This window comes from Paraburkholderia diazotrophica (assembly GCF_900108945.1).
GTDB classification, from domain to species: domain Bacteria; phylum Pseudomonadota; class Gammaproteobacteria; order Burkholderiales; family Burkholderiaceae; genus Paraburkholderia; species Paraburkholderia diazotrophica.
In genome coordinates this window covers 118079-137866 of record NZ_FNYE01000020.1, presented here as the reverse complement: position 1 = coordinate 137866, position 19788 = coordinate 118079, and the positions used below count along the sequence as shown (strand labels likewise).

The 19788-nt window shown below is 60.9% G+C and carries 21 protein-coding genes and 2 pseudogenes; 14 read left to right on the top strand and 9 right to left on the bottom strand.

Translation table 11 applies throughout. The features are described 5' to 3' along the window. A pseudogene (locus BMW76_RS24005) lies at positions 1–208 on the top strand (hypothetical protein); the annotation flags it as partial. A gap of 85 nt (positions 209–293) precedes the next feature. Here BMW76_RS24005 and BMW76_RS42480 read toward each other — a convergent pair. Genes BMW76_RS42480 through BMW76_RS23995 form a run of 3 tightly spaced genes read right to left on the bottom strand, consistent with a single transcriptional unit; the run spans position 294 to position 2399 of the window. Beyond that, positions 294–419 (bottom strand): hypothetical protein, encoded by a 126-nt coding sequence (locus BMW76_RS42480; protein WP_281248545.1) that lies wholly within the window; start codon positions 417–419, stop codon positions 294–296. Between the two features lie 16 nt (positions 420–435). Then, the gene (locus BMW76_RS24000) at positions 436–2097 is read right to left on the bottom strand and encodes a cation acetate symporter (RefSeq protein ID WP_090869657.1); all 1662 of its coding nucleotides are present in this window, start codon (positions 2095–2097) and stop codon (positions 436–438) included. Beyond that, positions 2094–2399 (bottom strand): DUF485 domain-containing protein, encoded by a 306-nt coding sequence (locus tag BMW76_RS23995; protein ID WP_090869655.1) that lies wholly within the window; start codon positions 2397–2399, stop codon positions 2094–2096. The genes BMW76_RS24000 and BMW76_RS23995 overlap by 4 nt, the downstream gene beginning before the upstream one ends. 552 nt (positions 2400–2951) lie before the next feature. On the opposite strand from BMW76_RS23995, the gene BMW76_RS23990 reads away from it, so the two are divergent. From BMW76_RS23990 to BMW76_RS23970, 4 genes are all read left to right on the top strand, one after another. Continuing rightward, entirely contained in the window at positions 2952–3602 is a 651-nt protein-coding gene (locus tag BMW76_RS23990) for a 2OG-Fe(II) oxygenase family protein (protein ID WP_090869653.1), read from the top strand. Positions 3603–3886: 284 nt separating this feature from the next. After that, positions 3887–4174, top strand: coding sequence for a GYD domain-containing protein (locus BMW76_RS23985; protein ID WP_090869651.1), 288 nt, complete (start codon positions 3887–3889; stop codon positions 4172–4174). A gap of 875 nt (positions 4175–5049) precedes the next feature. Continuing rightward, positions 5050–6831 carry a Rieske (2Fe-2S) protein gene (locus BMW76_RS23975; protein ID WP_218162552.1) on the top strand — a complete coding sequence of 594 codons (1782 nt, stop codon included), beginning with the start codon at positions 5050–5052 and terminating at the stop codon, positions 6829–6831. A gap of 363 nt (positions 6832–7194) precedes the next feature. Continuing rightward, positions 7195–8307, top strand: coding sequence for a CapA family protein (locus BMW76_RS23970; RefSeq protein WP_090869646.1), 1113 nt, complete (start codon positions 7195–7197; stop codon positions 8305–8307). Between the two features lie 69 nt (positions 8308–8376). On the opposite strand, the gene BMW76_RS23965 is transcribed toward BMW76_RS23970, so the two are convergent. Then, a complete protein-coding gene (locus BMW76_RS23965; protein WP_090869644.1) occupies positions 8377–9039 on the bottom strand; it encodes a dienelactone hydrolase family protein in 663 nt (220 codons plus the stop codon). A gap of 236 nt (positions 9040–9275) precedes the next feature. Between BMW76_RS23965 and BMW76_RS23960 the strand changes: the two genes are divergently transcribed. Continuing rightward, positions 9276–9659, top strand: coding sequence for a TraR/DksA family transcriptional regulator (locus BMW76_RS23960; RefSeq protein ID WP_090869642.1), 384 nt, complete (start codon positions 9276–9278; stop codon positions 9657–9659). Positions 9660–9880: 221 nt separating this feature from the next. On the opposite strand, the gene BMW76_RS23955 is transcribed toward BMW76_RS23960, so the two are convergent. The 3 genes from BMW76_RS23955 to BMW76_RS23945 all read right to left on the bottom strand — a co-directional run bounded on the left by BMW76_RS23955 (position 9881) and on the right by BMW76_RS23945 (position 11195). Beyond that, positions 9881–10183 (bottom strand): type II toxin-antitoxin system RelE/ParE family toxin, encoded by a 303-nt coding sequence (locus BMW76_RS23955; protein WP_090869640.1) that lies wholly within the window; start codon positions 10181–10183, stop codon positions 9881–9883. Then, on the bottom strand, positions 10180–10437 hold the full coding sequence (locus BMW76_RS23950; RefSeq protein ID WP_090869638.1) for a type II toxin-antitoxin system ParD family antitoxin: 258 nt from the start codon (positions 10435–10437) through the stop codon (positions 10180–10182). The genes BMW76_RS23955 and BMW76_RS23950 overlap by 4 nt, the downstream gene beginning before the upstream one ends. A gap of 218 nt (positions 10438–10655) precedes the next feature. Continuing rightward, positions 10656–11195 (bottom strand): DUF4142 domain-containing protein, encoded by a 540-nt coding sequence (locus tag BMW76_RS23945; RefSeq protein WP_090869636.1) that lies wholly within the window; start codon positions 11193–11195, stop codon positions 10656–10658. Positions 11196–11553: 358 nt separating this feature from the next. On the opposite strand from BMW76_RS23945, the gene BMW76_RS23940 reads away from it, so the two are divergent. Continuing rightward, a complete protein-coding gene (locus BMW76_RS23940; RefSeq protein WP_090869634.1) occupies positions 11554–12291 on the top strand; it encodes a glycine zipper 2TM domain-containing protein in 738 nt (245 codons plus the stop codon). Between the two features lie 33 nt (positions 12292–12324). On the opposite strand, the gene pdxR is transcribed toward BMW76_RS23940, so the two are convergent. Further along, a complete protein-coding gene (gene pdxR / locus BMW76_RS23935) occupies positions 12325–13731 on the bottom strand; it encodes a MocR-like pyridoxine biosynthesis transcription factor PdxR (RefSeq protein WP_090869632.1) in 1407 nt (468 codons plus the stop codon). Here pdxR and BMW76_RS41975 point away from each other — a divergent pair. Then, positions 13714–14181 carry a hypothetical protein gene (locus tag BMW76_RS41975; protein WP_245763349.1) on the top strand — a complete coding sequence of 156 codons (468 nt, stop codon included), beginning with the start codon at positions 13714–13716 and terminating at the stop codon, positions 14179–14181. The two genes, pdxR and BMW76_RS41975, sit on opposite strands and share 18 nt — an antisense overlap. Here the strand turns inward: BMW76_RS41975 and BMW76_RS23925 are convergent. After that, on the bottom strand, positions 14153–15100 hold the full coding sequence (locus BMW76_RS23925) for a helix-turn-helix domain-containing protein (RefSeq protein WP_090869630.1): 948 nt from the start codon (positions 15098–15100) through the stop codon (positions 14153–14155). The two genes, BMW76_RS41975 and BMW76_RS23925, sit on opposite strands and share 29 nt — an antisense overlap. A gap of 85 nt (positions 15101–15185) precedes the next feature. On the opposite strand from BMW76_RS23925, the gene BMW76_RS23920 reads away from it, so the two are divergent. The 6 genes and pseudogenes from BMW76_RS23920 to BMW76_RS42830 all read left to right on the top strand — a co-directional run bounded on the left by BMW76_RS23920 (position 15186) and on the right by BMW76_RS42830 (position 19650). Next, positions 15186–15491 (top strand): carboxymuconolactone decarboxylase family protein, encoded by a 306-nt coding sequence (locus BMW76_RS23920; RefSeq protein ID WP_090869628.1) that lies wholly within the window; start codon positions 15186–15188, stop codon positions 15489–15491. Positions 15492–15985: 494 nt separating this feature from the next. Continuing rightward, positions 15986–16621 carry a nitroreductase family protein gene (locus BMW76_RS23915; RefSeq protein WP_090869626.1) on the top strand — a complete coding sequence of 212 codons (636 nt, stop codon included), beginning with the start codon at positions 15986–15988 and terminating at the stop codon, positions 16619–16621. 187 nt (positions 16622–16808) lie between these two features. Next, positions 16809–17354 carry a carboxymuconolactone decarboxylase family protein gene (locus tag BMW76_RS23910; protein WP_090869624.1) on the top strand — a complete coding sequence of 182 codons (546 nt, stop codon included), beginning with the start codon at positions 16809–16811 and terminating at the stop codon, positions 17352–17354. Positions 17355–17474: 120 nt separating this feature from the next. Next, positions 17475–17929 (top strand): annotated as a pseudogene (locus BMW76_RS23905) (SDR family NAD(P)-dependent oxidoreductase); the annotation flags it as partial. A gap of 220 nt (positions 17930–18149) precedes the next feature. Continuing rightward, positions 18150–18869, top strand: coding sequence for a glutathione S-transferase N-terminal domain-containing protein (locus BMW76_RS23900; protein WP_218162551.1), 720 nt, complete (start codon positions 18150–18152; stop codon positions 18867–18869). A gap of 316 nt (positions 18870–19185) precedes the next feature. After that, the gene (locus tag BMW76_RS42830) at positions 19186–19650 is read left to right on the top strand and encodes a DUF3331 domain-containing protein (protein ID WP_090869618.1); all 465 of its coding nucleotides are present in this window, start codon (positions 19186–19188) and stop codon (positions 19648–19650) included. The last annotated feature ends 138 nt before the right edge of the window (positions 19651–19788 follow it).

The following is a 19788-nucleotide window of genomic DNA, read 5'->3' as shown; positions in this document are numbered from 1 at the left end:
CGGAACATTCCCGGTTGCGGTGCCGTTTCTCGTCGTCAAGGATCTTACGACGGCACTGATCGCCTCGCGCGTGCTCACACTCGTGATGCTTTTCATCGCGGGTTTTGCGCTGGGGCGTTACACCGGGGCTGGGGCAACGAAAGCAGGCTTCGCCATGATCGCACTGGGCGTCGTACTGACGATGGCAATCATTGCGCTGGGCGGGTAATCGACGCTGAAGCCCATTGCGGAATAAGCCAGGCGTTCCTTTGCGCTTGCCATGTGCGTCCCCGATTTCCGCAAATGTCTTCTCGTTATGGCTGCGCATCGTTGTTGCGTTGATACAGTTCACGCAATGCAATGCCGATCTCTTTCCAGACACCGTGGGAAGCTGGCCGGTCGATGTCCGCCGCGACGCAAACACCGACCTTGGCCTTCAAGTTGCGCCTTGTGTGTTTAGTGGCTGACGCCTTCCACAGCGCCGATGCCTGTTTCCGAACGCACGGCCTGCGCCTCGAAACCGGCCTGGTCGATGCGCGCGCGATTGGACCTGTCAGTCACCGAGAAGAACCAGATGCCGAAGAAACCAGCTGCCATCGAGAAGAGCGCGGGTGATGCATACGGAAACGGCGCGCTCGCATAGTGAAAGACGTCGACCCACACTGCCTTCGACAGAACCGTCAGCAATACGGCCGAGAGTAGCCCGAGGAAGCCACCGATGGCCGCGCCGCGCGTCGTACAGCCGCGCCACAGCACGGACATGAACAGCACAGGGAAATTGGCAGAAGCCGCCACTGCGAAGGCGAGCGACACCATGAATGCGATGTTCTGCTTTTCGAACACAATGCCAAGCACGACGGCAACGATGCCCAGCACGACCGTCGTCACGCGCGAAACAAACAGTTCATTTGCGCTCGACGCCTTGCCATGCTTGAACACGGTCGCATAGAGGTCATGCGATACCGCCGACGCGCCGGCGAGCGTGAGGCCCGCGACGACGGCGAGGATCGTGGCGAACGCGACAGCCGAAATAAAACCGAGGAACACGTTGCCGCCGACTGCGGTCGCCAGATGCACGGCCGCCATGTTGGTACCGCCGAGCAGCTTGCCTGCCGCGTCCTTGAAAACGGGATTGGTACTCACCAGCACGATCGCGCCAAAGCCGATGATGAAAGTGAGAATGTAGAAATAGCCAATCCACGTGGTCGCCCAGAACACCGACTTGCGCGCTTCTTTCGCATTGGGAACCGTAAAGAAGCGCATCAGGATGTGCGGCAGGCCCGCTGTGCCGAACATCAACGCGATGCCGAAGGAGATTGCCGAAATCGGGTCCTTGATGAAGTTGCCTGGGCCCATGATCGATGCCTTTTTCTCGTGCACCTCGACGGCCTTCGCAAAGAGCGCCTCCGGACTGAAATGAAATTGCCATAGCACCATGAACGCCATGAACGATGCTCCCGCGAGAAGCAGGCACGCCTTGATGATTTGCACCCAGGTGGTCGCGGTCATGCCGCCGAAGAGCACGTACACCATCATCAGCATGCCGACGATCACGACCGCGATCCAGTAGTCGAGGCCGAACAGCAGCTTGATGAGCTGTCCCGCACCCACCATCTGCGCGATCAGGTAGAACGCCACGACGACGAGCGTGCCTGATGCGGCGAACGCGCGTATCGGGGCCTGCCTGAAGCGATAGGCAGCCACATCGGCGAACGTGAAGCGGCCGAGATTGCGCAGCCGTTCGGCCATCAAAAACGTGATGATCGGCCAGCCCACCAGAAAGCCGATCGAATAGATGAGTCCGTCGTATCCGTTCGCATAGACAGCGGCTGAGATGCCAAGAAAGGATGCCGCAGACATGAAGTCTCCAGCGATCGCCAGTCCATTCTGAAAGCCGGTGATCCCGCCGCCCGCCGTATAGAACTCCGCAGCCGAACGCGTTTTCCTTGCGGCCCATTTGGTGATGAAGAGCGTCGCGATCACGAACACGATGAACATACTGATCGCGGTCCAATTAGTTGCCTGCTTGACCGCCTGACCAAGATCGGCACCGGCTGCAAAGCAACTGGCGGAAGCGGCGAAAAGCGCGCTCGATGCGAGCAATCGACGAGCCTTCATGCGACCTCCCGCTTGATCTGGTCGGTGAGTTCGTCGTAGGCATTGTTGGCGCGACGCACATAGAAACCCGTGATCGCCACGGTGAACAGGATCACGAAGAGACCGATCGGCATGCCCCAGGTCATCACCCCCTGGCCGATCTTCGCGGCGAGCATGCCTCTATCGAACGCGATCAGCAGCACGTAGCCATAGTAGACGACGAGCACGAGGGCGGTGAGCGTCCATCCGAGCCTCGAGCGCGTTCGCACCAGTTCGCGATACGTCGCGCTCGATTTGATCTTCTCTGCGAGTTTCAGGTCCATCTACGTCTCCTGCATGGATAGCACTTCATTGTCTGAACGAATGCCTCGTTCGAGTAGGGCCGGAACGATCGGCAATCCACATGTACTTGGGCGTTCCGGTGGGACGTGGTGCGATGTACTCGCGCACGCTGTTTAGACGCATTGTTCTTTTGATGCGCTCGGTAGTACGTTAAAAGCGCCCGCTTACCGGGTTCTTACGCGTGGCGATTTCATTTACCGGGGTTTACGCGAGTTGCGATCGATTGACGCGCTGCTGCGCTGACTGATTTGCAGCGTGCAACGCGGTCGGTCACGTGAGCGTTCGAAGATCGAGGCCAACGTCGCTCGCTTGCAGGTCGCGCTTGCGTTGCAGGTGAGGAGTGTGTTGCAGTCGTCGTATACGTCGACAACGCGTATGGACTGCGAGATGTTGCGAGCGGCGTCGCGAACGGTGGAGCGTCGCGCTCGTCACCGCTCCAGGATGTTCTTGATTACGTGATGCGTCAAACAGGTGCCGACTTCCGACCTATAGTGACAAATGGGTGTCCCATACAGCGCGGCACGCGCACGGCAATGGTAGTCTCCACTTCCACTGCGGATATCGTCCGCATTTTTCCGACGTTCGTATGGCAGCGCCGGCTCGAACCCGCGTGTTACGAACCACTGAATCAGGATCTGATGGCGTACGTGGACGGCCTGATACGGAGTGGTGATGGCACCCGTAGCGGTAGCGGCGGGGCTGCGTGGCAATCCGGCCATCAGCAGCATGGAAAGCCCGAGCTCGCTGCGCTGATTGCGCTCATCGAACAGGCAGCGCGCGATGTGCTCATCTTTCTCAAGGTAGCCGACGCCTCATTTCGCATCACCGGATGCTGGATCAATGTGCTCGCGCCAGGCGGGTCACACGCGATGCACAGTCATCCGAACAACTTCCTGAGCGGCGTGTACTACCTGCGCTCCCAGACGGGCGCGGACACGATCAATTTTCACGATCCGCGCCCGCAGACTGCAATTATTCGTCCGCCTGTCACTGAGTTAACGGCATACAACACGGATCAGGTGGTCTTGCCGGTCAGTGAAGGCACATTGTTAATGTTCCCGGCCTGGCTGCCCCATTCCGTGTCCGCAAATACGAGCGCGAAGCCGCGTGTGAGCATCAGCTTTAACATCATGTTCGCCGACTATGACGAGATCATGAGCCCACCACTGTGGGGAATCCCTTGACGCGGGTTGCGCGCAACTCGCCCGGCCGTTGCGCCGTCCTGGGTGCGTCCTGCGCACAGTGAAAGTCCTTCGGCCCTTCATGGACGGGCTTTGCGTGAGGCTGACGACCCGTCGCGTATTACCGGCTGGCAAAAACGACCAGCGAGGCCCGCGACCTCAGGGTTTAACGACAGGGGACCTTACTATAATCAAGAGGCACAGCAACGCACCGCCTGACGGGTGGTCGTCCGCTTAAGCGTGACTGCCGTACCTGTTCGCGGAGCAATTTTGCACGGAGGTATTCCATGGCTACCTACGTTATCCTCAGCCGTCTCGCTCCTGACGCGTTCAAGGACCCCAGGGAACTCAAACAGATCGCCGACACCGTGGCGGAGAAGATCAAAGCTGAATGCCCCTCCGTTACCTGGAAAGACAGCTATCTGACACTCGGGCGATTCGACGTCGTGGACATTGTCGAGTCGAACGATCTCAAACAGCTTGAGCTCGCTGCGCTGATCATCCGGGGTTATGGTCATGCCGCAACCGAGACCATGCAAGCGACAGTGTGGAAGGATTTCATCGGGGCGCTGTAGCCGCGCTGTTCATCTCTCCATGTCGTGTGCCAGGACTCGCGCGCGCTCAGCGGGCACTTCGTGACAAGGCGCCCTGACGCCCCACGGTATTTCGGTCGGACTGGCTCGCCTTTGAAACGCTGCGCAAGTAGCGCCCCTGGCACGTGACATGCAGAATCGCGTTGGTTCGGGACCTACGCAGTGGGTAGATTGTGCATGCCGCCGCGGAGATTAGAGTTCGAATGCGCTCCGGCCAGGCGCGGCAGGGTCCGAGGTTTGACACCGACGCGACGACCGCATCACCGATGCAGAACGTGAGCAGCGCGACGGAACTGCCCGGATACCCGAAACACGATGCCGGAGGCCCCAGTAGCCGGAGCACGCCGGGGCACCGAATTACGCACTTCGAGTTTCCGGACGATGGGTTCGTCCAGGTCGCCCCCTTAACGGCCTCTCATATCCCTGTGGCGACGACGACTGACTGTTTCCCAGAGCTTTTTCGCCTGCGTCTGGGCAAACCGCGCGTGCTCATCCCGTTGAGATTGAGATTCCGCGTGGGCCGTTTCATCAGGGGCACCTGTCATTGGATGCCGCCTGAACAGATCAGAGAACTTTCGGACCATAGCAACCTCCGATACGGCAGCTGCGCCGTATTTGAAGTGTACGCCGTCTGTACGGCCATCGTTGGGCCGCGCTAGCAGGAAGTTTCGCCGACGGGCGCGGCGCCCAGGTAGCGCGTGATAGAACTACAGCTGGTCAAGCCTGCACGCGTGACAGCCAGAAGCAATCAACCGCCCTCCCGCCAATCGCGTTTTGCATGAGAGTATGCTTTTGTTGACGAAAGACCGGGCGTGCCTACGACGTCCGTGAAGGGACGAATGCGGGAGGTTATGCGCATGGATGCACCGAATGACGAATTCGTGCTCGTGGGGAGCCTGGAGGAGCTGAAGAAGAAGGGCCGGCTCGTTGTGCAAGGCCACCATCGTCCAATCCTCGTCATCTATGATCGCGGGCGCGTCTTTGCCCTCGACAATCGTTGCCCCCACATGGGCTTCCCGCTCGAGCGAGGCTCTGTCGAGGACGGCATCCTGACCTGTCATTGGCACCACGCCCGTTTCGATCTGGAAAGCGGCTGCACGTTCGACCTCTGGGCGGACGATGTACCAGGCTGCGCGGTCGAACTGCGCAATGGCGACGTCTGGGTGGCGACCACGTTTGGATATTCCGATCCCGCGGCGCACTGGCGTCAGCGGCTCGCGGACGGGCTCGCACATGACCTTGGGCTCGTCATCGCCAAAGCCGTGCATGGTCTGCTCGCGGCCGACGTGCCAGCGGCCGATATCGTGCGGCAGGTGGCCGTGTTCGGGGCGCGGAACCGTGACGGCTGGGGCGTCGGTCTCACGATATTGACGGCGCTCGCCAATCTGTTGCCTGTGCTGCCGGGGGAGGACGCCTATCTCGCCCTGTTTCATGGCGCGCGCCGTGTAGCGGCGGACTGCGAAGGCGAAGCGCCGCGGCAGGAACGTGCGCCGCTTGGAAGCCGGCCGGAGCCGGCCACGCTCAAGCGTTGGCTGCGCCTCTGGACAAACGTGCGCCATCGCGAGGCGGCCGAGCGCACCCTGTTGACGGCGATTGCCGCCGGTCTCTCACCCTCTGTGCTCGCCGACGCCCTGCTGTCGGCCGTGACCGGACGGGCGTTCGCCGACACCGGTCATTCGCTCGACTTCACCAACAAGGCGTTTGAGTGCCTCGACCTGATCGGCTGGGAGCACGCGTCGGCTGTGCTGCCTACTATCGTCGCCCAGATGGTGACTGCGCGTGGCGCCGAGGAGTCGACCGCCTGGCGTCAGCCCGTTGATCTTGTCGCGCTGTGTGACGAATCGGCCAGCCAGATGGGGCAACTGTTCGCTGCCGGGCGCGGCTTGCAAGGCTGGTCGAACCACGCGTCGCTCGCCCAGGAACTGCTCGGAGACGATCCAGCGAAGATCATTGATGCGCTGAAAGCAGCGATCCGCGCAGGCGCCGCGCCTGCCGACCTGGGACAGTCGCTCGCTTACGGAGCGGCGCTGCGCGTGGCCCGCTTCGGCAATGCCAACGAGCACGCTGACTGGGAGACGGCGCATCACGTCTTCACCCATGCCAACGCGCTCCACCAGATGCTCACGCGCATCGGGAACGCAGGCATCGACGGCCATGTCACGGCTATACGCGCCATCATGCATGGCGCCATGGCGCTCTACCTTGCCCGGTATCTGAACGTGCCGCCGGCCCGCCTTCCGGGCGACGGCAACGATCGACTCGACGACCTTCCTGCCGACGAGGAGGCGATCCGCACCGCGTTGCTCGACGCCCTCGACCGGCAGCAACAGGTTGATCTTGCGGCAAGGCTGGTGGCGCGGCACCTCACGCTCGGCCATCCGCCGCAGGCGCTGATCGGCACACTTGCCCTTGCGGTGCTGCGCGAAGATGCGGGTTTCCATGCCTATCAGATGCTGGAGGCCGGCGTTCGGCAGTTCGCTGCGTGGGGCAATACTGGCGAGGGCCGGCATGTTCTCATCGCGGTCGTCCGCTATCTCGCGGCCCATTCGCCGACTGAACGCGGGACGCTGCAAACGGCCGACATCGCGCGGCGCCTGATGCGGGGTGGCGAAGTACATCGGGCAGCTGGAGCGTCGTGACGGCGCAAGAGTGCGCTGTCGTGACGAGAGAGTTGATTGAGTAACGGGCAGTAGAGAACGACTGCTTGCGACGCTAATGGGTGGAACTGCTCGTTGCAATGCAGCAGCACATCGCTAACGAGCACCGCGATTCCTCCACAGCCTGCTGACATCGCGCTCCAAGGCGGTTTGGCCGTCGATCACTGACTTGCGTCGCGATGATCTCCCAGCAACGAAAACGTCACACGCGTGTCGCCGTTGTACGGACCGCTCGCCTGGACGCAGAAAAGTCAGCGAACTATTCTGAAAGCGTCCGCGCGCCGGAATGCCGTTGCCGATACGCGACGACGGGCGCTGTCTGAGAATTCCGCTGCTGGCTGACGCATGAACTGCATCACGCTGTTTCTGTGCGGGGATGTGATGTTGGGGCGCGGCATCGATCAGATACTGAAGCATCCCAACCGGCCTCGTCTCTTCGAGCCCTATGTCCGATCGGCGAAAGACTATGTGAGTCTCGCCGAGGCAAATGACGGCCCGTTGCCGGAACGTGTCCCGTTCGACTACGTTTGGGGCGATGCGCTGCGCGAACTTGATCGCATGAATCCCGACGCGCGCATCATCAATCTGGAGACCGCCGTCACGTCCAGCGAGGACGCATGGCCCAGGAAGGGCATCCACTACCGCATGCATCCTGCCAATGCGCCTGTCCTGAGCGCAGCGAAAATCGACTGCTGCTCGCTCGCGAATAATCACGTGCTCGACTGGGGCTGCCGCGGTCTGACGGAAACCCTTGATACCTTGCGCGTTGCCGGCATTCATACGGCCGGTGCGGGACAGGACGACGTCGAGGCGGCCGCGCCGGCCGTGATCGGACTCGCTGGCCGCGGCAGGGTGGTGGTCTTCGCCCTTGCGACGCAATGCAGCGGCGTGGGCAAGGACTGGGCTGCCGGCCGGGGCCGTCCCGGTGTAAGCAGGCTCGCGGATTTTTCCGCCGAATCCGTGCGCGCCATCGCGAAGCAGGTGCGAAGGATCAAGCAGCCCGCCGATGTCGTTGTCGTCTCGATCCATTGGGGCGAGAACTTCGATTTCGACATACCCGCGTCCCACCGGCGCTTTGCACACGATCTCGTCGATTCGGCAGCAGTGGACCTGGTGCACGGTCATTCGTCGCACCACGTAAAGGGCATTGAGGTGTATCAGGACAAGCTCATCCTGTACGGAGCCGGGGACTTCATCAACGACTATGAAGGTATTAGCGGTCAGGAAGCGTATCGCGGCGATCTCTCGCTGATGTACTTTCCCGTCATCGAGCTCGCTACGGGCAAGCTGGTCGAACTGTCGATGACGCCCATGCAGATACGGCGCTTCCGCGTCAACCGGGCGCCTGAAGAAGGCATACGATGGCTGGAAGAAACGCTCAATCGGGAGAGCCGGCCGTTAGGCGCCGCCGTTGAGCGGCGCGCAGACGACACACTTGTGCTGCGCGCATTCGCTTAAGGTGCTGTACATCCACAGCAGTCCGTGCGCCCTCACCAGCGCGGCCGGCTTGCGCTGGTGGGTGCGGCATCACGCGTTACCGCGTGCGTTGCCGAGATAGCGCTCGAACCATTGCACAGCGAGCCGCGCGACGGCTTCCAGCGTGCCGGGCTCCTCGAACAGGTGCGTCGCGCCGGGAACGATCACCAGATCTTTCGGGCCTTCGAGCTGCGCGAACGCCGCGCGATTGAGTTCGATGACGTGAGTATCGAGCCCGCCGACCACCAGCAGTGTAGGCAGGTGCACGGACGAGAGCACGTCGCGTCCGGCGAGATCGGGCCGCCCGCCTCGCGAAACGATGGCCTCGATCGGAACAGACGATACGCGCGCCGCGCGGATCGCCGCAGCAGCGCCCGTGCTCGCGCCGAAGTAGCCAACGGAAAGCGGTGGTGTCTGCCGTGCCGCGATCCATTCTGTCGCTTGCGCGAGACGCGCCGCCAGAAGATCGATGTCGAAGCGGGCAGCCGGGCCGGTGTCTTCCTGCTCGGAGAGCAGGTCCATCAGCAGCGTTCCGATGTTTGCCCGATTGAGTTCCTCGGCCACGTACCCGTTGCGCGGGCTGAACCGCGAACTGCCGCTGCCGTGCGCGAACAGAACCAGTGAGCGAGTGTCCTGTGGCAGCGTAAGCGTGCCCATCAGATGCGCGCCGTCCACGGGAATCGTGACCTCCTGCATAGATAGCCGGGATTCCATGGCATCCTCCATTCGCCAGTCAGTACATGCCGTCCCGCCCCCATATCCGGGCGCCTCGTAAGGCCTCGCTAACAACGGGTCGATACTGCTGCTTTGCAAAACCTATACTTGACGCATGCCTGTCGAACTCGAATCGAGCGCGAGTTAAATACTTGACCGCCGGGCATGCAATCTAACGGAAAGCATTCGCAATGCCACGGTTGTGCGTGGCGTTACAGAACACATCGAACCTGTCCATGATCACCCTCACCTCTTCCGAACTCATGCTGTTACAGCAAAGGCTCTGCGAGCGCCGCCTTGAATTGCAGGCGACGCTGCACGGTGAATACGGAGATCTCGCCGGAGCCCGGCCGCCCGAAGCGCTGGGCCCCGAGTCGCATCCCGACGAGACGGCATCGCGCAAGGCGGGCGACGAGTTGCGCGCTGCGCTCGCGCGGCACGATTTCGCCGAACTGCAGCAGATCGACGCAGCGCTGGCGCGCATCGCCGCCGGCCTTTACGGCGCATGCGTCGAGTGCGGGGACCCGATCGGTTACGAGCGGCTTGTCGCCGCGCCCTACACGGCCCGCTGCGTTGCGTGCCAGACCGCGTATGAACGACACCGCGCGACGCGCCATTAAGAGGCCCATCAGGTACGAAATGCGTTGCCGGTGCGGCAGGCGCAGTAGCGCCGCCCATGGACGAGTCGCGTTTCGCACATGCGGGCATCCGCATTCAACGATGCACGGTAAAGATTGGGCAATCGGCAAAGGCACGCGTTTGCGCGGGAACATCGCCGTTCTTGAGCAAAGATCGCACCCGCAGAAACAACCGGATCGTCGTCGGGTGGCTCACGCAAACTTCAGGGAAACAGTATCGCCGAGTAGTTGCGCGCGCTGTGCAGGATGTGAATGACGTCGATGCGCTCGGGCGGCTCGCCAACGACACGATAGAAAATCTGGTGACCGCCGTGAACGTAATGACGCACGCCGCGGTCTTCGTAGCGCGGCACCATCGGGAATACAACGTACACATCGGCAAGCCGCCGGCATCTGTCGCGCAGCTCGCGCACGAAACTCATCGCGCGACGGGGATTGTCGCGGGCCAGGTAATCGCCAATGGCCTCAAGGTCGGCCTGCGCGTCAGGAAGAATCTGGACAATCATTGCCTGTTGCTCGCCATCGCATGGTACTTTGCTTCAAGTCGGTCGAACACGTCGCTGGCGGGCTTGCCCCGTCCGGCCTCCGAATCGGCAATGCCACGATCGATGATCGCATCCAGCGCGTTGAGTTGCAGTTCGCGATCCTGAATGAGCTTCACGCCTTCGCGCAGCACCTCACTTTCAGAGGCGTAGCGACCCGACTCAACCAGCTTCGCGACATAGCCCTCAAGCTGCTGCCCAAGATCCGCATTGATCATAGCTATACCCCGGAACGTCCATTCGCCAGACCGTCCGATAAATATTATAGGGCGATGCGGCACAGCCGGTTCGCACACCGACGCGGCCGAATCGTCCGGAAGCGTGCGGTGTTCGCGGGCGACGGCCTCGGCGTCTTCATGGTTTACATGTAGCCGGTGAGCGTCCGGGCGTCCTTTACGCGCCGCGCAGTCATCGTCCGCAGATCATCGTCCGCAGATCATCGTCCATACCCTGGCCGTTCGAGCGCCAACTGAAGTCGGTGAGCCTGGTCGAGATGGAAAATAAAAGAGGGGCGGGACCGGACGAGCAGTACCTTCAATTCTGCGTTTCGCGTGGACGGGATGAACGCATCTACCGATTTGATCAGTTGCCGCAGGAAGATGACCTCGCGATCGAGATATGCCTGATCGAACTCGCGAGCTTCGATTGCGTTGAGCATCGCGAGGTCGTCGTAGCTCTGCTGCGTCAGCGCATCGCTAGCCGCACTGCGTTGTGGCGTCGCCGCGAGTCTCTGCATCAATTCGGCGGTTTCCCGATTCACCTGTCCATGCTCGTCAACCATCCGGCTCGCAAAGCTTTGTATGCTCCGCGACTGGGTTCTGCGCAAGGCTGTTTGGCCCGCCGCGATTTCAGCCTGATTCGCTACAAGGAGGATGCCGACGATCTGTGCATCGGTCAGACGTGCCTCTTGGCCAAATGCGCAAATTGTCGACGCGAGGAGCAGCAATAGCGCCCCGGCGGTACATTTGACGGTCATTGCCCGGCTCACATTTTTCGCGTGCCCGCCTCTGTCGCAACAGCTCGGGAGGCGAGTGCCCATATCAAGAAGATTAGTTACATGACGCGGCCTCGCCGAATGCTCCATGTAATCATTCGCAGTCTCGCGCTTGTCGGCTGCAATGGCGACGACTTCGCCATGCAGTTTCTATTGTTCATCGTAGCGTTGAGATCGACAGGCGACTGGACAAGACCTTCGCATTTGCTCATCCGATGCAAGGCGCGTCGAACAACCTGGCACCCGACGCGCTACAAATGCTTACAAAGTGAGCACCTCTGCGCGTGCACCGCTATCGTCGACGCGACGTTATTGCTGGCACACACCAGTGGAGGCCGCAATGAACACAAACGTCACGAACAGCATCGCGCAACGCAGCCGGATTCATCCGTTGATCGCGGGCGCAGCCGTGTCCGTCATCCTCGTCTGTGCGACAGGCGTCGCAGCGATAACGGGCATCCTTCCCGTATCGCATGCCGTGCCACCGCCCAGCGCGCAGGTCGCGGCAGCCACTGCACAGCCCGCGAGCTTGCCGCTGGCCGTACAACAACCCAATCCGGTTCAACCCGCTGTTCAACCCGCCGTTCAACCGGCGGCTCAGACTTATGCGCAACAGACGGAACCTGCGGCGCCCCCGCGCGTTCATCACACGCGCAAGCCGCACGTCGCGCCTGCCCCGCAGTACGCAAACAGCGACTACTCGCAGGCGCCTTCGCAACCCTCCGGCACGCGACAGATCGCCGCCGATCCGAACGCCGGCGAAGTCGTCGCGATCACTCCGATTCAGACGTCCGAGCCGACGACGGGCCTCGGCGCAGTCGGCGGTGCTGTTGCGGGTGGACTCATCGGCAATCAGATCGGCGGCGGACGAGGCCGCATTCTCGCCACGGTCGCGGGCGCCGTCGGCGGCGGTCTCGCAGGCAACGGCATCGAGCATGCGGTACGCAAGCAGACCAGCTACCAGGTACAGGTCCGCATGGAAGACGGAAGCTACCGCAATTTCAGCTATTCGACGCAGCCGCCCGTGCAGATCGGACAGCGCGTTCATGTGTCAGGCGATACGTTGACCTCTTCGTGACCGGGGATCAGGCGCTGACGTAGCATTGCTGCTTCACGTATAGCGTCTTATCACCTCACGCAGCCGGTCGCAGGATCTGGCGAGGTTTCTCTCCGGTGAAGTCGCGACGCCCAACAAAAGTCCCGATCTAGCAGAGGCCGGCGACGCATACCAGGGTGACAGCGGTGGAGGTCCTAAACCGAACGCCAACAATGCTCTCGCAATGGAGATGTCCGAGACGCCGTCGGGCAACCGCACGAGTACGGCCAGGCCGGCAGTCGTAGTCTCGAAAGCACGTTCTTCGAGACATTTGAGCAACGCGTCGCGTTGACCGATATAAAGCCGCTTCATGCGTCGAAGATGACGCATGTAGTGTCCGTCGCGCATGAACTGCGCCGTCGCGAGTTGCACGGACAGCCAGGGCGCCGGAGCCAGGCATGCCGCCACTTCCGCGAATCGCGATACAAGCGGCAACGGGGGGACAACGAATCCCAATCGCAGTGCAGGACTGATCGTTTTGCTGAAGGAGCCAATATGAATGACGCGCTGGCCGCGATCAAGCGACGCCAGCGCCGGCGCAGCGCGTGCCGTCAGTTGCAGCTCGCTCAGATAGTCGTCTTCAAGGACCCACACTCCTTTTTTCGCAGCCCAGTCGAGAAGCCGCAGACGCCTGCCGAGCGAGAGCGTGGGACCGAGCGGTGCCTGCTGCCCGGGAGTGACGACAACCAGATCGGGATTCGGCTCATGTTGGAAGCCGTAGTCGATATTCAGCCCTTCCGCATCGACGGGTATCGGCGAAAGTGACATACCCGCGAGTTCCAAACCGTGTCGGGTGAATGGAAAACCCGGATTCTCCACCCACGCCCTTTTGCCCTCGAGGCCCAGTACACGTAGTGTCAGCCCGAGCCCGCCGCTAAACCCGCTCGTGATAATGATCTGGGCGGGTGAGCACGTGACGCCGCGCGAAATAGCGAGGTAAGCAGCTATCTCGCGCCGCAGTTCCAGTTCGCCCCGGGGATCGGGATAAACGACTGATGCGCTGGATTCCGCGCGTAGAGCGAATGACCGAACTTTGGTGAAAAGTCTGGCGGGCAGCGTTTCCTGTGCAGGCACGCCCATCTGGAAAATCGCCGGCCCTGCGGTGAGTTCCCCGTACATCTCCATGAACGACCCCGGATCAGGCCGTTCTTCCACGTGAACGGAAGCGGGCGGCCGATCCGCCACCCGCGTTCCCGTCGCCCGGGAAGCAACGATAAGTTGCGCGTCGGCAAGTCGGTCGTATGCGAGGCGCACCGTGCCGCGGGCAACGCCAAGTTGGGCTGCGAGGTCCAACCACGATGGCAGACGTGCTCCCGCCGCAAGCACGCCGCTCTCAATTGCAGTGCTGATTGCTTTGCGGATCTGCTCGGCCAATGGAGTCTTCGCGGACCGATCGAGTTGTATTTGCAGCGGCTTGGTCATCCCGTCATGGTACATAGAAAACGTTCATTCCTGGTACTAATCTATGGCCTAGAGCGCAGCCACAATAATGCGTTTGCGGCCAAACCCCGGGCATCGGCTGATGTCGTCGAGGCACTGCGGAACGGAAGCGCAATTCAGGATTCGAAGCTTGAAGCCGCGCGCCGATTCGCTGCCGCCATTGCAACGAACCCGACCGAACCGGACGCAGGTGTCGGACAGCGACGTCAACGCGCTAAAGGCGGTGACTTCGATCACCGCGCGATGGTCGCGATTTCACTGACAGCCGCCGTGAAGACGCTCGTGAACGGCAATGTGATGGCGGGCGGCATCGTACATGCCGTCCGCCATGACTCATCCCCGCGGCGCAAAGCGGATATGGGCGCGGCACAGACGAGACGAACTGGCGTAGAGCGTAGCCCGATTAGTTTCCCGCGCCCGGATGACGTCTGAAAGCAGTCGGGTCCATGCCGTGCATTGCATGGAACGCCTGCGAAAAGTTGCTTCGACTCGTGAATCCGACCATCCTCGCGACCTCAGCGACCGGGCGCGTGGTCGTCGCCAGCAATTCGGCCGCTCTTCGTAAACGCACGAGCTTCAACATGCTCATCGGCGGCTGCCCGAATGCCTTCATGAACTGGGCGGCGAACGCGGAACGGCTCATGCCGGCGATATCGGCTAACCGCTCCACGGTCCACGGCGATGACGGACGCTCGAAAATCGCTTCGAGTGCCCCTGCGAGCCGCTTGTCGGCAAAGCCTGCCGCCCAAGGCAACTCTACTCCTCCAGCGTCGATCTGCCGCCGCATCACCATGATCAGGCACTGCCTGAGCAGTGCTTCCACCATGGCACGCGAGCCGAGCCCCGGCTGCGCGCATTCTGCCAGCAGCATGACGAACTGGTTCTTCAAACCTGACTGCCCGTCGAACTGTGCGATCAGCGGCCGACGCATCCCGCTGAATGGGTCCGTGCCGTGATTCGTGTCGAGCTTCAATTCCCCGCATGCCGTGGCGATGCCGGCCGTGCCTTCGCCCGCCTGGATTGTCGGCACTGTTTCTCGCGAAGGCCAGTCTGTGAGACGTCCGTGGTTCGTTTCGTTGCCGGGCGACGCACGGCCGCTTTCGATCGCGTAAGCGATGCCAGGCGGTAACAGCACAAAACTGTGCGAACTCAGCTCGACGCGCTCGCCCGTTTGCGTCACGAGTGCGCCTTTGCCTTCCATGCAGTAGTGAAGGCTTGCCGTTGCGCACGCGTCGAAGCGCGCGCTCCAGCCATCGCGGATATCGCACAGCGTGAAATTCGCCACGCCGATATCCAGTGCGGCAAGAAAGCGTTCGAGGACGGGAAGCTCAAAGATAGCGCGACTAGTCATGGACGAATTCGAACCAAATCGAGACCAAATGGAACGGGTACCTCTCTACTATAAACATGCAGGTTAATGATTACAGGAGAATCCCATGTTCGATATGAAGCATCTTAGCCGACTCAAGAAGCTGGATGAAAACGCACCGGAAGCGATGAAAAGCTTCTGGGCATTTGACAAGGCAGTCTTTGAAGAAGGCGCGTTGAGTGTGCAACAGAAGCAGCTTATTGCCGTCGCCGTCGCTTTGACGACGCAGTGCCCCTACTGCATTGAACTGCACACAAAAGCTGCGCGCGACGCAGGCGCCAGCGAAGCGCAACTGTCGGAAGCCGCGCTTGTTGCGGCGGGCATTCGCGCAGGCGGCGCCATCACGCACGCTTCACATCTGTTCCGGGGTTGAGTCCGGCAATTTGCAGCGGCTTGGTCATCCGGGCGTGGTACATAAAAAATGTTCATTCCTGGTTCTTACTTGTGGTCCAACCCGTAGCCACAATACAAGCGCGATTGGGAGAAGCATCCTCATGAACACGTGAGTGTGCCGCCTTTGCGTGGGCCGAGTCGGTCATTCGTGTCGCGCGGACTGGCGTCACAGATTGGTACTGCGAAGTAGTAGTCGCAGCACTCGATGAGCGGGAAATCGTGGATCTGCCGATCGCAATCAGCCAGATGAACACTCTGGCAATCAGCGTCCGGAATATGCCTCAGTCTGCGCTGGAGATGAAGGCGCCGCCCCGCGCTTGCCGAAGTACCGCGGGCCGACTGCAAGAGAGTCATCCGTTCGGCAATCACCAGAAGCAGAGGAGAAAACGTCGCCCAACACCTTGAGCGAAACAGGTTCGCATAGAGTGAAAGCACTCTTGTGCCTCAACGTATCTTTTAGCCATAGGAATAAGCATGACTAACGGAATCACCATGACCAACGCCGTCATCGAATGTATCCTGAGCCGCAGCGCTGCGAAGTACTACGACCCCGCCGCCACCTTGAGCGACGATCAAATCCGCGAACTGGTGCAAATCGGCACCTCCGCGCCGACATCCTTCCACTTGCAGAACTGGCGCTTCATCGCCGTACGCACGCCGGAAGCTAAAGCTCGGCTAAGTCCGATCGCCTGGAATCAGCCCGCGATCACCGAAGCAGCCGTTACCTTCATCGTCTGCGGCCAGTTGGCCGATTCCAGCGTAATACCGGAGCGCCTGGCTCCGTTGGTTGAAGCGGGCGTCATGCCGGCAACGATGGTGCCGGAATGGGAAATTCCCGCACGCGATCTGTACATGGATTACCCGCAGCGCCAGCGCGACGAGGCAGTACGCACCGGCACCTTCGGCGCGGCGGCGATGATCTATGCGGCACGCTCGCTGGGCCTGGGTTCGACGCCGATGATCGGTTTCGATGCCGAAGCAGTGCACCGCGAGTTCGCACTGGCCAGGGACGAGGTGCCCGTCATGCTGTTGTCGGTAGGGACGGAGCGTCCGGGAAACTGGGCGCAGAAGCCGCGCCGTCCGGTGGCCGATGTGCTGGATCTGGTATAGGCGCGTCGCCGCAACACTGATCTCGCCGAGCGATTAAACGACTACCAGGTGACAAGCAAACGCAAGCTACCTTCGACTTGAAGGCCTGATCAGCTTCGACCCAACACCTCGGGACGAAGTCAGCAGAGGGACGGTTCGCACATGAACTTTCCCCAATTTGTGAAACCAGTGACTTACGGAAACTACGATGCCACGAACTATTGCTCTAAAGCCGGAACAGGTGCCGGCCGATTCGAAACCGACTCTCGATGCTTTCACCAGGAACATTGGGTTCACCCCAAATATGATGGCGACCTTCGCGCAGAGCCCGATCGCGTTCAACGCATGGGCCACTCTGCTCGGCTCCTTGAGCAAGGCGCTCGATGTGAAGACGCGTGACAGCATCGGCCTTGCTGTCTCCGAAGTGAATGGCTGCAACTACTGCCTGACGGTTCACAGCTTTACGGCCAGGCATATGGCACAGTTGCCGGCCGATGAAATCATTCTCGCCCGGAAGGGCCATGCCAGCGACCCGAAGCGCGACGCCGCCGTCCAGTTCGCGCGCAAAGTCATCGAGGCCCGCGGCCAGGTCACTGACGCCGATCTGAAAGCCGTCCGCGATGCCGGCTACACGGACGCGAACGTCATGGAGATCGTCGCGCTGGTGGCCATGTACTCGCTGACGAACTTTTTCAATAACGTGTTCGATCCCGAGAAGGACTTTCCCGCCGTTACACCGGCTGGCTCGATCTGAACGCGATCCGCTCGCATCGACCCTCTCTGATGTTCCCTGCAGGTTTGATGTGATGCAGGCCCAACGCCAAAGCCCGGATGCACTCAGGAGAGATTTTTGGGAACGCGTCTGGGCCTTCATAAGCCTTTCACCGAGCACAGCGCCGAAGACTACGCCGCCGTGACGAATGTGAATATGGCGGGCTTCTATCACATCACGCAATTCGCGATCGCGGAGATGGAAAAACATTCGAGTGGCCAGGTGGTGAGCGTCACGGCCAGCATAGACCACGCTGCAATCAGCGGAATCTACTCCGTCCTCGCGGCTATGACGAAGGGCGGCCTCAACGCTGCCACGAAGTCACTGGCGATCGAGTACGCGAAGAAGGGCATTCGCGTCAATGCCGTTGCGCCAGGGATCATAAAGACGCCGATGCACGCGCCTGAAACTCACGAAGCGCTGGGAGCTTTCCAACCTATCGGACGCATGGGTGAAACAAGCGATATTGCCAACGCCATTCTCTTTCTCGACTCGGCGCCGTTTATCACAGGAGAGATCCTGCACGTCGCGACGGCGGGCAAAGTGCTGGCCGTTGAGATGCGCCATCACTGATCGTGTCGCGACCTGTCTCGCTGCCTAATAGGGCGGGCCGTGAGGTTCTCAACGAATCGCATTGCGGCGACATTAAGGCACCAATCGTACCAATCGCACCGGACGAAAGGCATGAACACCCGGAAAGGCACACGTAGTTAAACCTTGGGAGATTTCCAACAAGTCGAACGGCGGCTCAGCGTCGGAGGGTAGATTTTTAAACGGATGGAATCACCGAGGAGGTACAAAGTGACACTCAATCATCCAATTTTTACGCGCTGGCCGGCGCAGTATCCCGATCGGCTCCAGCTCTTTTCCCTGCCGACGCCTAACGGCGTGAAGGTCGGCATCATGCTGGAAGAGACGGGCCTCGCCTATGAGTCGCACCGCATCGACATCCTGGCGAACGAGAACCACGATCCGGCCTTCGTCGCGCTCAACCCCAATGCCAGGATTCCGGCGATCTACGATCCCGACGGGCCGGGCGGCCGGCCGCTGGCGTTGTTCGAGTCGGGAGCGATCCTGATCTATCTCGCCGATAAGACCGGGCAGTTCCTCTCGACCGATCCCAACACGCGCTATGAAACGATCCAGTGGCTGATGTGGCAGATGGGCGGTGTCGGGCCGATGTTCGGCCAGGTTGGCTTCTTCAACAAATTCGCCGGCAAGGACTATGAGGACAAGCGGCCACGCGACCGGTACGTGAATGAGTCGGCGCGGTTGCTCGGTGTGCTCGACTCGCGGCTGGCGATCCGCGACTGGGTAATGGACGACGGCTACAGCATCGCCGACATCTCGCTGCTCGGTTGGGTCCGCAATCTGATCGGCTTCTATGAGGCGCGCGAGCTCGTCGGGTTCGACCGCTTCACGCATGTCCAGCGCTGGTTCGAGCGCGGTCTCGCGCGGCCGGCGGTGCAGCGCGGGCTGCAGGTGACGGCGGCTTAAAAACGGATGCCGCCAGCGGACACGTTCGGCTTTTCGGACGTAACCCCTTCCTTGTTCACCGCATCGGTCGATCTGATGGAGCGCGTTCACTGTACACGCAGGTCCGGATTGGGCGCGCGAAGGGAATGCGCGGTACGCGTTGGCAAGTGTGCCCAACGTCGACCGAACCACCGGCGAGTGATCCACGCAGCGCGATGAATTTCCGCTCATGGGATGAGATTCGCGCCGACGAAGATACGTCAATCGACTTCGGCTTCATCGCAACTTTCCATGACGACTGCCCCGATGGGCAGAGTACTTCCGAAAAGGTGAATCTATGACCTGTCGAGATGAGGACAATATCGTTCGACGCGCACTGATTGCTCTTTTGGCGCCGAAGCCGTTTGCGTCGGAGGCGGAGGCCACTGCGAACACGTGCATCCGCAAAAAGAAGTATCGCCGAAGCAGTCGCGCTGCAAGTACATTTGAGCCCGTCGTTGCCGAACCGATCCCTGCTCGCTTTTCGATTGTCGAGTGGCTGTCGTCGGAAACGGTGAGCGTAAGCTGGAGCGACGCGACATTGGGCCGTTACTCTGGACAGACGTGGCGACTGGGACGTGCGCGTATCGAGTCGTATTGCCTGTTGACGGGCAGACGGATTCGAAATGGCGACAAGGTCTTTCGACCTCTGACGCAGCAAGGCTATCTCTCTTCCGAATACAACCGGATGATTCTTGCTTGTGTCGTGAATGATTTTTGCGGCGCCGGTGTGTCGGCTCGACAGGCATTAGGCGCGGCCTAGCGTTGCTCAAGCGAACGAAAGGGTACAGTGAATTGCGTTGTGTTCCCGCGCCACGATGGCCTTCGGTTGAGGGCCGGGAACCGCTGCCAATGCAAACCATTGGCGCGCCGCGACGCGCCTCCTTTACCGATGAGACTG

Excerpts from the sequence above, each read along its gene's own strand:
- BMW76_RS23945 (WP_090869636.1), bottom strand. The coding sequence starts at position 11,195 with ATGACCGTCAAATGTACCGCCGGGGCGCTATTGCTGCTCCTCGCGTCG.
- BMW76_RS23965 (WP_090869644.1), bottom strand. The coding sequence starts at position 9,039 with ATGGAATCCCGGCTATCTATGCAGGAGGTCACGATTCCCGTGGACGGC.
- BMW76_RS23970 (WP_090869646.1), top strand. The coding sequence starts at position 7,195 with ATGAACTGCATCACGCTGTTTCTGTGCGGGGATGTGATGTTGGGGCGC.
- BMW76_RS42830 (WP_090869618.1), top strand. The coding sequence starts at position 19,186 with ATGACCTGTCGAGATGAGGACAATATCGTTCGACGCGCACTGATTGCT.
- BMW76_RS23910 (WP_090869624.1), top strand. The coding sequence starts at position 16,809 with ATGCCACGAACTATTGCTCTAAAGCCGGAACAGGTGCCGGCCGATTCG.
- BMW76_RS24000 (WP_090869657.1), bottom strand. The coding sequence starts at position 2,097 with ATGAAGGCTCGTCGATTGCTCGCATCGAGCGCGCTTTTCGCCGCTTCC.
- BMW76_RS23985 (WP_090869651.1), top strand. The coding sequence starts at position 3,887 with ATGGCTACCTACGTTATCCTCAGCCGTCTCGCTCCTGACGCGTTCAAG.
- BMW76_RS23940 (WP_090869634.1), top strand. The coding sequence starts at position 11,554 with ATGAACACAAACGTCACGAACAGCATCGCGCAACGCAGCCGGATTCAT.
- BMW76_RS23990 (WP_090869653.1), top strand. The coding sequence starts at position 2,952 with ATGGTAGTCTCCACTTCCACTGCGGATATCGTCCGCATTTTTCCGACG.
- pdxR (WP_090869632.1), bottom strand. The coding sequence starts at position 13,731 with ATGACCAAGCCGCTGCAAATACAACTCGATCGGTCCGCGAAGACTCCA.
- BMW76_RS23995 (WP_090869655.1), bottom strand. The coding sequence starts at position 2,399 with ATGGACCTGAAACTCGCAGAGAAGATCAAATCGAGCGCGACGTATCGC.
- BMW76_RS23915 (WP_090869626.1), top strand. The coding sequence starts at position 15,986 with ATGACTAACGGAATCACCATGACCAACGCCGTCATCGAATGTATCCTG.
- BMW76_RS23975 (WP_218162552.1), top strand. The coding sequence starts at position 5,050 with ATGGATGCACCGAATGACGAATTCGTGCTCGTGGGGAGCCTGGAGGAG.
- BMW76_RS23920 (WP_090869628.1), top strand. The coding sequence starts at position 15,186 with ATGTTCGATATGAAGCATCTTAGCCGACTCAAGAAGCTGGATGAAAAC.
- BMW76_RS23960 (WP_090869642.1), top strand. The coding sequence starts at position 9,276 with ATGATCACCCTCACCTCTTCCGAACTCATGCTGTTACAGCAAAGGCTC.
- BMW76_RS23950 (WP_090869638.1), bottom strand. The coding sequence starts at position 10,437 with ATGATCAATGCGGATCTTGGGCAGCAGCTTGAGGGCTATGTCGCGAAG.
- BMW76_RS23955 (WP_090869640.1), bottom strand. The coding sequence starts at position 10,183 with ATGATTGTCCAGATTCTTCCTGACGCGCAGGCCGACCTTGAGGCCATT.
- BMW76_RS23925 (WP_090869630.1), bottom strand. The coding sequence starts at position 15,100 with ATGACTAGTCGCGCTATCTTTGAGCTTCCCGTCCTCGAACGCTTTCTT.
- BMW76_RS23900 (WP_218162551.1), top strand. The coding sequence starts at position 18,150 with ATGGAATCACCGAGGAGGTACAAAGTGACACTCAATCATCCAATTTTT.